The 13,080-nt window shown below is 64.5% G+C and carries 9 protein-coding genes and 4 pseudogenes; 6 read left to right on the forward strand and 7 right to left on the reverse strand.

Going from position 1 to position 13,080, the window contains the following annotated elements; genetic code table 11:
• Positions 1–5: 5 nt before the first annotated feature.
• Positions 6–1,511: a glucose-6-phosphate dehydrogenase gene (gene zwf / locus OIE68_RS04925; RefSeq protein ID WP_327098200.1), complete on the reverse strand. Its 1,506-nt coding sequence runs from the start codon at positions 1,509–1,511 to the stop codon at positions 6–8.
• Positions 1,512–1,730: 219 nt separating this feature from the next.
• Between zwf and gnd the strand changes: the two genes are divergently transcribed.
• Together gnd and pgi are read left to right on the forward strand one after the other, a co-directional pair.
• Positions 1,731–2,630 (forward strand): phosphogluconate dehydrogenase (NAD(+)-dependent, decarboxylating), encoded by a 900-nt coding sequence (gene gnd / locus OIE68_RS04930; RefSeq protein WP_327101576.1) that lies wholly within the window; start codon positions 1,731–1,733, stop codon positions 2,628–2,630.
• Positions 2,627–4,273: pseudogene (pgi, locus tag OIE68_RS04935) on the forward strand (glucose-6-phosphate isomerase); the annotation flags it as partial. The gene gnd and the pseudogene pgi, both read left to right, overlap by 4 nt.
• 371 nt (positions 4,274–4,644) lie before the next feature.
• On the opposite strand, the gene OIE68_RS04940 reads toward pgi, so the two are convergent.
• Together OIE68_RS04940 and OIE68_RS04945 are read right to left on the reverse strand one after the other, a co-directional pair.
• Positions 4,645–5,229: a DUF2637 domain-containing protein gene (locus tag OIE68_RS04940; RefSeq protein WP_327098201.1), complete on the reverse strand. Its 585-nt coding sequence runs from the start codon at positions 5,227–5,229 to the stop codon at positions 4,645–4,647.
• Between the two features lie 202 nt (positions 5,230–5,431).
• Positions 5,432–5,767, reverse strand: a complete 336-nt coding sequence (locus tag OIE68_RS04945) for a hypothetical protein (RefSeq protein WP_327098202.1) — start codon at positions 5,765–5,767, stop codon at positions 5,432–5,434.
• A 663-nt stretch (positions 5,768–6,430) separates the two neighbouring features.
• Between OIE68_RS04945 and OIE68_RS04950 the strand changes: the two are divergent.
• Positions 6,431–7,632 (forward strand): annotated as a pseudogene (locus OIE68_RS04950) (IS110 family transposase).
• Between the two features lie 39 nt (positions 7,633–7,671).
• Here OIE68_RS04950 and OIE68_RS04955 read toward each other — a convergent pair.
• On the reverse strand, positions 7,672–7,965 hold the full coding sequence (locus OIE68_RS04955; protein WP_327098203.1) for an alpha/beta hydrolase: 294 nt from the start codon (positions 7,963–7,965) through the stop codon (positions 7,672–7,674).
• Between the two features lie 365 nt (positions 7,966–8,330).
• Here OIE68_RS04955 and OIE68_RS04960 point away from each other — a divergent pair.
• Positions 8,331–9,404: pseudogene (locus OIE68_RS04960) on the forward strand (IS110 family transposase).
• A gap of 543 nt (positions 9,405–9,947) precedes the next feature.
• Here the strand turns inward: OIE68_RS04960 and OIE68_RS04965 are convergent.
• From OIE68_RS04965 to OIE68_RS04975, 3 genes and pseudogenes are all read right to left on the reverse strand, one after another.
• Positions 9,948–11,033, reverse strand: coding sequence for a site-specific integrase (locus OIE68_RS04965; protein WP_327098204.1), 1,086 nt, complete (start codon positions 11,031–11,033; stop codon positions 9,948–9,950).
• Positions 11,030–11,506, reverse strand: a complete 477-nt coding sequence (locus OIE68_RS04970) for an AbrB/MazE/SpoVT family DNA-binding domain-containing protein (RefSeq protein WP_327098205.1) — start codon at positions 11,504–11,506, stop codon at positions 11,030–11,032. The genes OIE68_RS04965 and OIE68_RS04970 overlap by 4 nt, the downstream gene beginning before the upstream one ends.
• Positions 11,507–11,602: 96 nt before the next feature.
• Positions 11,603–11,797: pseudogene (locus OIE68_RS04975) on the reverse strand (phosphoribosyltransferase); the annotation flags it as partial.
• Between the two features lie 97 nt (positions 11,798–11,894).
• On the opposite strand from OIE68_RS04975, the gene OIE68_RS04980 reads away from it, so the two are divergent.
• Together OIE68_RS04980 and OIE68_RS04985 are read left to right on the forward strand one after the other, a co-directional pair.
• Positions 11,895–12,479 (forward strand): NAD(P)H-binding protein, encoded by a 585-nt coding sequence (locus tag OIE68_RS04980; RefSeq protein ID WP_327098206.1) that lies wholly within the window; start codon positions 11,895–11,897, stop codon positions 12,477–12,479.
• A 107-nt stretch (positions 12,480–12,586) separates the two neighbouring features.
• The gene (locus OIE68_RS04985; protein ID WP_327098207.1) at positions 12,587–12,952 is read left to right on the forward strand and encodes a hypothetical protein; all 366 of its coding nucleotides are present in this window, start codon (positions 12,587–12,589) and stop codon (positions 12,950–12,952) included.
• Positions 12,953–13,080 lie beyond the last annotated feature (128 nt).

A 13,080-nucleotide genomic window follows, 5' to 3' on the forward strand; every position in this document is an offset into this window, starting at 1 on the left:
GCCGCTCACAGTCGCCGCCACGATCGTCCGGTTCGTGCCAGCATCAGATCGGCGGAGACCGGCCCGGGCGAACCGGCATCGTACTTGTCCGGACGCCCGGACCGACCCCAGTGTTCGAGCAGGGGATCGATTATGCGCCAAGCCCATTCGATCTCCTCGCGGCGAGGGAACAGGGTTGGGTCGCCACGAAGAACATCATGGATCAATCGTTCGTAGGCCTCGGGTGCCTGATCGAAGACGCTGCGGAAATTCATGTCCAGGCTCACCTCCCGAACGTCCATGCCACCACCGGGGCTCTTCGCCCCGATTTGTAGTGCGATGCCGTCATCGGGCTGGACGCGGAAGGTCAGAACGTTCGATACCGGTGTGAGGTGCGCTCGCCCCGAACCATGGGCCGGCGGGTTGAAGACAACAGCGATTTCGGTGGTGCGTCGGGCGAGACGTTTGCCGGTTCTGATGAAGAACGGAACTCCCGCCCAGCGGCGTGTGGATACGCCCACCGTCATCGCCGCGAATGTCTCAGTGACCGAGTCGGCCGGGAACCCGTCCTTGTCGTGTAGCCGGGCGTACTGGCCGCGCGCGGCTGTGTGGTCGAAGGGGCCGAGTAGCTCAGTTGCCGAAAGCACCTTGGTCTTCTCCGCCGAAATGCTCTCGGCGTCAAGGGAAACCGGTTCTTCCATGGCGATCAACGCGACGAGTTGCAGCAGGTGATTCTGAATGACGTCGCGGGCGGCACCGACACCGTCGTAGTACCCTGCCCGCCCCTGGACACCGATGTTCTCCGCCATGGTGATCTGCACATGGTCGATGTGCCGGTTGTTCCACAGTGGTTCGAACATTCCGTTCGCGAATCGGAAAGCCAGAATATTCTGGACCGTCTCCTTGCCGAGATAGTGATCGATCCGGTAGATCGCTGAGGCGGGGAACACGCCCTCGAGCGCGCTGTTCAAGATTGTCGAACTGTGATGGTCATGCCCGAAGGGCTTTTCCACAACCACCCGCCGCCATCCGTCGGACCCGCGGTTCAAGCCCGCCGCTGCCAGTTGGTCACACACTCCAGCGAAGGTCGCGGGCGGCACCGACAGATAGAACACGTAATTGCCTGGCTTGTCGTTGCTGGTATCGAGTCCGGTCAAGTGATCTGCAAGGCGAGTGAAGGCGGCCGGATCGTCGAACTGCCCGGGCACCAAGCTGATACGGCGAACCAGATCGTCCCAGGTGGCCGCGCGGAAGCCGGTGCGGGCGTATTTCTCGACGTCGCGCCGAAGTTGTTCCAGCACACCAGCCGGGTTCCGGCAGAATCCGACGAGGTCGAAGGCCAGTGGCAGCAACCCGCGATTGGCGAGGTCGTAGATCGCGGGCACCAGTTTCTTCCGGGCCAGATCGCCGGTAATGCCGAACAGCACGAGTGAGGCCGGTTCGGTGATCAGCGAAGCATCGGCCGCGGTGCTGGTCAGCGATACGGCGGACGCGATGGGCGTTGCTGGGCCATGTACTTCTAACAGTGTCACGCTTCTGCACTTCGCTTTCGATGCGAGAGGGGCTCAGGTTGTTTGTCGCGACGCCGGCGTATGCGGTCGATGCGCCACGCCCAGTCTGCGATGCGTGATACCGGGGAGCACTTGGCCGACCGGACAGTGCGGGCTACTCGTCCGGTCAGGTGAGTCGACCCGCGCACCGGCGTAGACATATCTCGCATAACCACACGATCGACTGGAGACGGCGGAATGATGCGGCTGGGATTTGTCGGACTGGGACGTATGGGCTCGAACATGCGTGAGCGGTTACGTGCGCACGGACTCGACGCGATCGGCTTCGACCCGAACTCCGAGCACAGTGATGTGCCCACGCTCGAGGCACTGGTGAACACCCTTCCCGCACCGCGTGTAATTTGGCTCATGGTCCCCGCCGGAGATTCGACCCGAAATGTGGTTGATGAGCTCTTCCGGATACTCTCGCCGGGAGATCTCGTTGTCGACGGCGGCAATTCACGGTTTTCCGACGACAAGGTGAACGCGAAGATGCTGGCCACCAATGGAATTCGGTATGTCGACTGTGGAGTGTCGGGCGGCGTGTGGGGACTAGCGAACGGCTACGCATTGATGGCGGGCGGCGATGCGGCCGATATCGCCGACCTGATGCCGGTTTTCGATGCCCTGCGCCCGAAGGGCGATCGCGAAGACTCGTTCGTGCATGCCGGACCAACCGGTGCCGGGCATTACGCGAAGATGGTGCACAACGCCATCGAATACGGGTTGATGCAGGCTTACGCCGAGGGCTACGAACTCCTCGCGGTCGAGGACTCCATCGTCGATGTGCGTGCCATCATGCGCGCCTGGTCCAAGGGCACGGTAGTGCGGTCATGGCTGCTCGATCTGCTCTCCGAGGCGCTGTCGAGCGATCCCGATTTGTCCCAGATCACCGGCTATACCGAGGATTCAGGTGAAGGTCGCTGGAGTGTGGAGGAGGCCATCGCCCACGCTGTCCCGGTGCCGGTGATTTCCGCCGCGTTGTTCGCGCGCTTCAGCTCCCGCCAGGATGACTCGCCCGCGATGAAGGCGGTCTCGGCATTGCGAAATCAATTCGGTGGTCACGCTGTAACCCGTCCCGCGGCACCGCAGGCGGTATGACGGCCGTGTTCGTGTCGAGTCCGTTCAATGTCGCCAGGTCCGCGCAAATGTTGAATCTTCGTGCACACCACGCGGAGATGGAGTCCGTACACCTCCGCGATTTGTTCGGCGAAAATCCGCAGCGCGGAGCGGAATTCGTTGTGCGGGTCGGCGATCTCCACATTGACTACAGCAAGCACCTGCTGAGGCGAGAGACCCTCGATTTGCTTATCGACGCCGTACGGGCGGCCGGCATAGAAGAGCATCGGGATGCGATGTTGCGCGGTGAGCACATCAACACCTCGGAGGACCGCGCGGTTCTGCACACCGCGCTGCGGCTGCTGCGCGGCGCTACCTTGATCGTGGATGGGCAGGATGTGGTCCGCGACGTCCACGAGGTGCTTGATCGAATGGGCAGGTTCACTGATCGGCTACGAGCGGGTGAATGCTTCGGCGCGACGGGACAACCCATATCGGCCGTGGTCAATCTGGGCATCGGCGGTTCGGATCTGGGTCCGCGCATGGTCTGCCGCGCCTTGCGGCACTATGCGGATACTGGTCTCGATGTCCGCTTCGTCGCCAATATCGATCCGGCGGATCTGGTCGCGACAACGGCTGACCTCGACCCAGCGACCACGCTGTTCATCGTGGCTTCGAAGACCTTCTCAACTCTCGAGACGCTGACGAACGCGTCCGCCGCGCGGCGTTGGATCACTGCGGCTCTGGGGGACGACGCGGTGGCCAAGCATTTCGTCGCTGTGTCCACCGACACCGAGCGGGTCGCCGAATTCGGTATCGACACGGAGAACATGTTCGGACTCTGGGACTGGGTCGGCGGACGATACTCGGTGGGCTCGGCTGTGGGGTTGGCGGTGATGGCAGCGATCGGGAAATCGGCATTCGCCGACTTTCTCCGCGGTCAGCACGACATCGACCGGCACTTCGCCACCGCTCCACTGGCAGAAAATGCCCCAGTTCTTTTGGCGGCGATCGGATTCTGGTATTCGAGCTTCTTCGAGGCGGAAACACGTGCGGTACTGCCGTATTCGAATGATCTCGACAGGTTCCCGGCCTATCTACAGCAGCTGACCATGGAATCCAACGGCAAATCGGTACAGACAGACGGCTCACCGGTACACACCACGACGGGCGCCATCTACTGGGGCGAACCGGGAACAAACAGCCAGCACGCCTTCAATCAGTTGCTCCATCAGGGGACGCGGCTGATCCCCACAGACTTCATCGGTTTCGCACAACCCAACGACGATCTCGCGACCCTCGATGGCAGCGGCAGCATGCACGAAATACTGTTGAGCAATCTGTTCGCGCAGTCGCGGGTGTTGGCGTTCGGGAGAACCCTCGACGAGGTCCGGGCCGATGGGACGCCCGTCGATCTCTCACCGCATAAGGTTATGCCCGGAAACCGACCGTCGACCACGATTCTCGCGGCCCAACTCACACCGCGAACCCTCGGGCAACTTATCGCGCTCTATGAGCATCAGGTATTCGTCGAAGGCGTGCTCTGCGGCATCAACTCGTTCGACCAATGGGGTGTCGAGTTGGGCAAGCACCAAGCGGTTGCACTCGAAGACGCGCTACGTGACCCGGATTCCGCCAGCGCCGGTCACGATTCTTCGACAGACATGCTGATTCGCCGCTACCGAGAGTTCGTCGATCGCAACCGGCCCGCTGAATTTCCTCGACGCTTACCGGACCACCGGGCGCATCGGGACGCATTTCCTGGACCAGTTGTGGACCACCCGATCTGCCCGTAGCGCCCGCGAGCAGTGGGTACGCTCGTTGCGGCGCGCCGCGGTGGACGCTGAATCTGCTGTGCGGCAACGTCATCGTGCGTCGCCGAATGAGCGTAGAGGGGCGGCGTCGCTGATGATTCGACTGATGGCGGATCGGCTTCGATGAAGGTCGTGCGAGATTTGGGTGGGGGTTTGCCCGTGGTCGTAATGGCGGGAGAGGATCGCGGCGACGTCGCTGGGGTCGCGCCGGCGAGCGGGGTCGCGTTCGCAGATCGCGGTCGCTATCCGTGACCATTGCGTAGGCGGGCGATCGAGTGGCTGTGTGCGCACGTGGTCGGGCGTCGTCGTGCCCGGGGGCGTGTCACTGTGTGCACGAGACTCCTCTGCGTCGGGGCTGGGTTGGGTAGTGGTTGTGCTGGTTGGGATTTCGTCGGTCGTAATGGCCGCTGCGGGTGAGCTGTGCGCGTGAGGGTTGCCGGTGGGCGAGTGCGAGCAGGGCGATGGTTGCTTGATTCTGTCATGGAGCCCTCGACAATGACCGGCCACAGCCACGCCAGCTGTTGCGGGACTGCGGCCGAGACGGCGAGCTCGCGTAGGGCGGTGAACGAGAGCAAAAATGCTCCCGCGGCGATCATCAGGGTCATCAGCGTGGCGAGCAGATGGGCCAGCCGGGCTCGGGCGTGTGCACACAGCAGGATCGTGATGCCGTGTACGGCGGCGAGCACGGCGAGCGGCGGTACAACCGCGAACGCCGCCGCGACGGCTGGTTGTGTGTCGGCGTGTAGGACGGCGTGGGCGGCGTTGCCGGTGATGCTGACCGCGGCGGCGACGGGTGAGCATCGTCCAGAAGAATCTCGTGTGCGCACGCTGGCCTCTCCGTGTGGTCGCGAGTGGATCCGGCGCTGCGGTCGTGATGTCATCGGTCGGCTCGGTCATGGAGCGGGCGGTGGTGGTTGTCATAGGGGTCTCCCGGCGCGATTCGAGTGAAATCCAGTCGTGATTGCTGAGATATTGCTACGGGCGCGGAATTGCTCGATCTGGCGGCGTGTCAACACGCCGATCGGGCCGCTAGCGCGGGCCGAGGTGGCGACCTCTGGGTGGCCGCATGGGTGTGCCACGTTGGCGGAGGGCGTCCCGGATGGTGCTGGCGGGGAATCCGGTGAGGCGGCTGCAGCTGGCGAGCGAGTGGCCGGAGAGGTAGAGCCGTTCGGTGTGGTCGACATCGTCGGGAGCCATCGACTGGTAGCGGCGGGGAACCTCGCGGTTGGTCAGGAGTGTCAGGACCGCGGTCTTGGAGATCCCGTACCGAGCGGCGAGTTGCGCGGTGGATGCGCCGTCGACGTATGCGTGGATCAGTTCCCGGACTGACGTGGCGGTGAGGCGCCGCTCGATATTGCGGGGCACGCTGGGCCGCGTAGCGGGGGACCTCTTGCGTCGGCGGTGGAGCGTGGGGCCCCGGCCGGCGTCGATTTTCGGGCGGGTGGTTTCGAGTTTCTGCAGGTCAGCCCGTTTGGAATAACGCCCAGCTGATATGTAGGCGTCTTCTGTCAAGTGGCAGGTGAAAGCGGTCCCGGTAACGTCGGTTGCCGGGACCGCTTTCGTGTGCGGTCGAGCGGGGTCTGTCTCGGGTCGTATCGTGGTTGGCGACGGCGTGGTCAGACTGATATGCGCGGGTTGGTTACCGCAGGACGACTGTTCGATGGGGACGGTGCCGCTGGCCTAGAGTCGGGCGTCGCGACGCGAAAAGCGTTGCTGCCCATAGCTGTGTCGCGGATCGTCCCGCGCGCCGACTCGAGGTTTGGCCACCCGGCCGCGGGTTTGTGTGGCCCGGTGTTCAGCCGTCCCTACCGTTTTCCCTCGGGATCATCCGGGCCGTCGTAGAGTCCTGGTTCCCAAGGGTGTCGGGTGTGGCTTTCAGTCGTCTGCCGTTGTTGTGGCTCCCCTCGATTGGCCGCCCGGCACCCTCCAGGGCGGCTCGGCTGCTGATTAGGAATTGCGAACTCGTCGCTGTGTAGGGACTGGCCAGCGAAGTCGTCTGCGGGACAACATGTTCGGTGAACCGAGGAGATGATATTGGAACGAGCCTGGGCCGGAGTGGACATCGGCAAGGGACACCACCATGCGGTGGTCGTCGATGCCGAAGGCCGTCGGCTGCTCTCGCGGCGAGTGGGCAACGACGAGACCGCGCTGCTCGAGCTGATCGGTCAGGCCGCGGGCCTGGCCGATGACGTGGATTGAGCGGAGACCTGGTCAGCGGTGAGTCGGTGCTGCTGTTGACCCTGCTGGCCGGGCATCGGCAGCGGGTGTTCTATCTCAGCGGCAGCCAGGTCAACGGCGCCGCCAGCGGCTATCGCGGCGCGGGCAAGACCGACGCGAAAGACGCCGCGATCATCGCCGACCAGGTCCGGATGCGCCGTGACCTGACGCCGATCCGCGTCGATGAGGAACTCATCGTCGAACTGCGTATGCTCGTGGCCCGCCGCCGCGACCTCGCCGGTGACCGGGTCCGGCTGGTGAACCGGCTGCATCAGCAGTTGCTTGGCATCAGCCCGGCCCTCGAACGCGCCCTGGACCTGACCACCAAGGGCCCGCTGGTGCTGCTGACCCGCTATCAGACTCCCGAGGCGTTGCGTCACGCCGGGACCGCCGACGTCGAATCCTGGCTGCAGGCACAGAAGGTAAAGAACGCGGCAGCACTGGCGATCAAGGCCGTCACCGCGGCAGCCACCCAGCAGACCACGCTGCCCGGCCAGCGGCTGGCCGCCGAACTAGTCGCCGACATGGCGAAGGAGGTGATTGCCCTCGATGAACAGCTCAAACACACCGACACGCTCATCGAGGGCCGATTTCGCCGTCACCGAACCGCCGAGATCCTCCTGAGCCTGCCCGGCATCGGGTCACTGCTCGGCGCGGAATTCCTCGCCGCCACTGGCGGAGACATGACCGTGTTCGCCTCCGCCGACCACCTCGCCGGCTACGGCGGTGTGGCGCCGGTGGCCCGTGATTCCGGACGTGTCTCGGGCAACCTGCACCGGCCACACCGCTACCACCGTGGGCTGCAGCACGTCTTCTACACCTCGGCGCTGATCAGCATCCGATACAACGAGCAATCACGAAAGTACTACGACCGCAAAAGATCCGAGGGTAAACGCCACACCCAGGCAGTGCTCGCTCTCGCCCGCCGACGAGTCAACGTCGTGTGGGCACTACTGCGCGACAACCGCTGCTACACAGCCGAACCACCCGAACCCGCCGCCATCGCAGCATGAGATCGGGTGAACCGGGCCGTGAACGACTTGACATCCCGATTAGGAATCGAGGAAGTTGGTTACCTGGACGGCGAAGGCTTCGGCGTGCTGGAACAGAAAGGCATGACCGGCATTGCTGTATCCGAGGAGGGTGGCGTTGCCGGTGTGCTCGGCGGCGGTATAGGACACGACGGCCGGTGTCATGATGTCGCGCAGTCCGGTGGCGTACAGAACTGGCTGTTCGATATTTCGCAGTTCGGCCAACACCTGATCGAACGGGATTGCCGCGTTCTTTCCGATTGCGGCAACCTGGCCTTTCGCGGCTGCTTCGGAGACGCCGGGGTCGCTGGCCACGCGGGTGGCGACTCGGTTGAGGTAATCGTTCCCCGCGGTGCGGCCGGTATCGGTCTCGGGGAAGAACAGATACTGAATCGCCTGTAAGTGTTGGAGATGGCCGGCCGGGGCTGGCTGACAGGATCGGTGTTCGTCGCGACATCCGGTGTGACTCGTGAATCGCTTTGCCTCTTTGAGTGCACTTGCCGGGATCTGTCCACTGGTTGTGGCGGCGACGCCGGCCCGGTCTGCTTCGGTGGCTTGATCAGAAGCCTGCCCGACCTCGTTGCCGCGGGGTCGTGGCTCATTACAGGCCTGCCTCGAAGTTCTCCTTCCGGGCCGACGCCGACCAACGACGTCGCCCATCGGAAGGACTTCCGCCGTCAATGCCCATCGTCTCAGAGCAATACGAACTCGTCATCGGCGTCGACACGCACGCCGCCAACCACGCGCTGTCGGTCGTCACCACCGCCACCGGCGCGCGGTTGACCAGGCAAGCTTTCCTACCAGCACGACCGGACTGGATCACGCCCGAGCATGGATCACCCGTCGGGCTGGTGAACGGGCCACTCTTGTGGTTATCGAGGGCATCGGCTCCTACGGCGCCGTCCTGGCCGAGCGTTTGCTCACGGCCGGGTTGGCCGTGGTGGAGCCCTCCGCGATAGCGGCCGCGGATCGACGTGGGATCGGCAAGACTGACGAACTCGACGCCGGGCGCATCGCCAGATCGGTGTTGTCGGTCGAGGTCGGTCGGCTTCGCCGACCGCGTGCCGACGGACCCCGAGTCGCGATGCGAGTTCTCATGATCGCCCGGGAGCAGATGACCAGCGAACGCACCCGCACAATCAACGCGTTGACCGCACTGGTTCGCACTGGTTCGCACTGTCGAGCTCGGCATCGACGCGCGGAAACCGTTGACAAGCAAGCAGATTGAGGTGATAGCAGGATGGCGCACACGCGCCACCGACGATGTCACCGCGCGAACCTGCAGGGCCGAGGCTGTGCGGATGGCCGCCCGGATCCGGGCGTTGGACATCGAGCTGCGCGACAATCGCAAAGCCCTCGACTCACTGGTCGAAACCACCGCGCCGGACCTGACCGCGACACCCGGCGTCGGGGCCGTCGTCGCTGCCGCTGTCTTGATCGCCTGGTCCCATCCTGGACGACTACGGTCCGAGGCCGCCTTCGCGGCCCTGGCCGGAACCTGCCCGATCCCAGCATCATCGGGAAACACGGTGCGCCACAGGCTCAATCGCGGCGGTGACCGCCGCCTGAACCGCGCATTGACCACCGTCGTCATCGTGCGGATGCGCATCGATCCCGCCACTCGCGCCTACGTCGCCCGCCGACGAGCCGAGGGGCGCACGACCAAGGAGATCATGCGGAGCCTGAAACGCTACGTCACCAGGCAACTCTTCCGAATCCTGGCTTCAGCCCACCAAAAGCCCAGTCCGGCTTGACAAATATGTGAAGCATGGGATGTGACAAGGGTCCGCAGCGGCGGCACCGTGCCCTTGGCATGTCCAGTTCGGCCGTGGGCTATGGCATTTCGTACGCGCTGACACAACTTGGGAGGGATCAACAGGATCGGCGCGAGGGCCGGCGGGACCGCATCGACACATCATCGATCATCGGCTTGATCAGGATGTGCGTGGTCCTCCAGGTCGTCCAGCAAATATTTCGTACGGCTGAAAATTGTAATGCCCGTGTGCCAGCGGGTGAGCGAGAGGGGACTTGAACCCCTACGTTGGTGGTCATTAGCACCTGAATCTGGCGTGCCTGCCGGAATTCGCCTGTCGTGGAGGTGGATTCGGCGTGGTCAATATCTTGCTGCTGAAGAATCGCCATGGTCAGGGGTGCAGGACCGAGGTACCTTCTCAGGTTCCGCGGTGCTGCTGCGCCGTAACGCAGACGAGCGAAACCGAAGGCGTAGTGTCGCGGCGCCATCCACGTGTCGTGGCAGCCCGATGCGATACTCCGGCGGGGCGGGAATGATATTGGCGTCACCGAAGCGTTGCCTTGCTCGGGGACGATGACGCGGCCGACGTCCAGTCGTTGGTGTCACACGTGAGCGGATGTGGCTCACCGGTGAGTTTCGAGAGGGCTTGGGCGACTTCCTCGATACCGGCGCGGGTGTAGATGTCGGTGACTGTTCCGCTGGCGCCGGTGTGCCCGGCGTATGCGAAAGCGACGGCTTTGCCGTAGTTGCGCTCCACCCAGGTCAGCGTCGTATGTCGCAGCCAATGCGTCGTGATTCCGTGCGTTTCCACCACTGGAAGGTGCTGTCGCAGACGACGCCACAAGTAGTCGTAGCGGCGGGGTTGGATCGGTCGTCCATTGCGGTATCGCAGCAATGGTTCCGCGGCGGATGCGCCACGTTCTCGGGCATGGCGGAGTAAGCCCGCCATCAGCGTGGGAGTCACCGGTTGCCAGCGTTCGGTTCCCCCCTTCTCCCGCAGCAGAATCACGCATTGCGTCGCGTCGAGGTCCTGAACGCGCAGATGGATAGCGCCGCCTTGCCGACACGCCGTTTCCACGTGCAAGCGCAGCACCAGCGCGTCGAGCTCGGGATCGTTGCCCGTTGTCGAGGCGACCCTGATGATGTCGGCCAATACCTGCTCCGGCAGCGCGCGGCGGGTGGAGGGCAACTGGCGAGGTTTCACCAGTCGGGCTGCCGGGCTTGTCCCGGGCCGGATGTATCCGTCGTATTCTGCCTGCCGGTAGAGGTAGCGCAGTGCCGCAATGGCCATGCGGCCGGTCTGGCGTCCTTCGCGGCTGTTGCGGCGGCGCTGGCGAGACAATTTGAAATGTTCTACGACGGCCTGCAATTCGGTGACCGTGGGCTCGTCGATCCGCCGGTCGGCCCATCCGGAAATGTCCAGAAGCTTCATCCAGTAGACGTTGTAGGCGTAGCGGGTGTTCCCGGCCGGCATGGCGGTGTAGAGCGCGCGGATGTAGGCGGCGAAGGTGGGAACAGACGTCCTGGACTCTATCGCCACGTCCTGAAGGTCTCGCGCGGTGAGACCGAGCCGGTCCAGCAGCAGCGCCGCGGCTTCGAGATTCGCCTGGCGGGTCATGTGATCGGTCATCGCAGCTCACCGCCCGCGTCGGTGATGCGGCGCTGCGCCATGCCGTGCAGAGCCCTCGGTGAGAACAGAACGAGGATTTCGCGGGCAGGGTCGGGGGCCAACAGGACTCGATCGCCTGACCGGATACCGAGCGCGTGACGCAGTTCGGCGGGTAGCCGCAGGCACCACTGCACCGTGATCCGCGCCGCGCCGTCGACGTCGAAAGATAGGAAAGCGAGATCGTCGCGGACAGACCAGCCGAGGCGGTCTCCGGGATGCCAGCCCATGGAATCGACCAACTCCTGGTCGTTGATGCGCCCGACGGTGTCCACGGGGCGCAGCCGGTACCTCGCGGCCTCGGGCAGCGGGCTGTGAAGCAGCGGCAGCGGCAGCGCCGGGCAGGTACTGGGTTCGCCGTCAGCTCGCTCGACGCGATCGTCGGGAAGCAGCGCAGCGATCACAGGTGCAAGCGGGCGGCCGGTCACCATGTCCATCCCCCCGGTCGGAACTCCTGCGGACGAGGATGCGCGGACGGTTCGGTGTCAGGCCGCTGTTCTAGCACCCTGGAGGGGGTGAGCTCGCCCCAAGAACGTGAATGAATCGACGTTCATCACGTGCAGGTTCTTCACGTCCAGTGCGTAACCGAGCGCCCCAGCGACGAATAGGCCACCGCGCGCGATCGAGAGGATCAGATCCGGTTCGAACCCGTCTTTGGCGATTTCGGTGGCGAGCTCGCGGCTCGCCGTCCCGAATAGTTCCCAGGTCAGCACTTCCCGATCCGCCATGGATCCTCCATCTCCCTCGATGCCGCTGGGCAAGAGCATACGACCAGCAACGCGGCGGCGTTCCCCACTTTCGGTCCGGGGAATTAGGGTGGGCCGGGTGCGGATCTATCTGGCCGGCGCGACCGGCGTCATCGGAACGCGGTTATTGCCCTTGCTGATCGAGGCCGGACACGAGGTTGCGGGGATGACCCGGTCTGCGGCCAAGGCCGATCAGGTGCGTGCCGCCGGTGCGGAACCGGTGGTCTGCGATGTGTACGACCTCGACGCGCTCATCGCCGCGGTCGTAGCCTTCGGGCCCGATCTGTTGATGCATCAGCTCACCGATCTCCCCGACGATGCCGCGCTGCTCCCGGAACTCGCCGGTGCGAATGCGCGCATCCGTTCCGAGGGCACTCGCAATCTGATCGCCGCCGCGCAGGCTGCGGGCTCGAAACGCTTTGTCGCCCAGAGCATTGCGTGGGAGCCGCCAGCCGGTCGCGGTGCCGTCATCCAGGAACATGAGGCTGCGGTACTCGATATCGGCGGAGTGGTCGTCAAGTACGGCCAATTCTATGGTCCGGGTACGTACTACGAATCCGAGCTGCCCGATCATCCGCGCGTGCACGTGGATGATGCCGCCGCGCGGACGGTTTCGCTGGTCGATGCGCCGAGTGGCGTGGTGGTTATCGCGGATCCAGCCTGATCCTCGGCGCGACTGGCTGCTTCGGGCCGTGGCCGTGCCGGTCGGTTTGGAATACGGTGGCAGGGGCGATCGCCCGGATCCGCTCACATCCGCCGAAGGAGACCCGCTTGCGCAACACGCTGCTTGTCACGTCCGTGCTCGGTGCCGCACTGGTGGCGATGCTGCCTGCTGGCGCGGCCGGTGCTCAGGGACCCGGCGACGGTCCGCTGAAGGTGCAGGCGACCACCGGCACCGATCAACTGCCGGTGACGGGTGTGGGAGTCGGCATCACCACGTGCGCCGCCGGTCCGGTGCTCACCACCTTGACGACCGGCCGCGACGGAACCGTGACGCAGGCCTTCCCCAACGGCTGCTACCAGGCGCAGGTCACCTCCGTCCCGTCCGGCTGTGAGCTCGCGAGCATCGCCTACGTCCAGGTCGACGTGGCACCCGGCATGACACCGGTCGCGAGCTTCCAATTCCGCTGCGCATAAACCGGTTTCGGCTCAGGCCTGGGGTGTGGCCGATGTTGTCCGGTGCTGGGCAGCCTGCCCAGCAGGACTGACCTCCAGGGCCGGACAGCAGGATGACCAGGCCGACCCCGCACATCCTGGCGAGAATC

This window comes from Nocardia vinacea, assembly GCF_035920345.1.
GTDB lineage: Bacteria > Actinomycetota > Actinomycetes > Mycobacteriales > Mycobacteriaceae > Nocardia > Nocardia vinacea_A.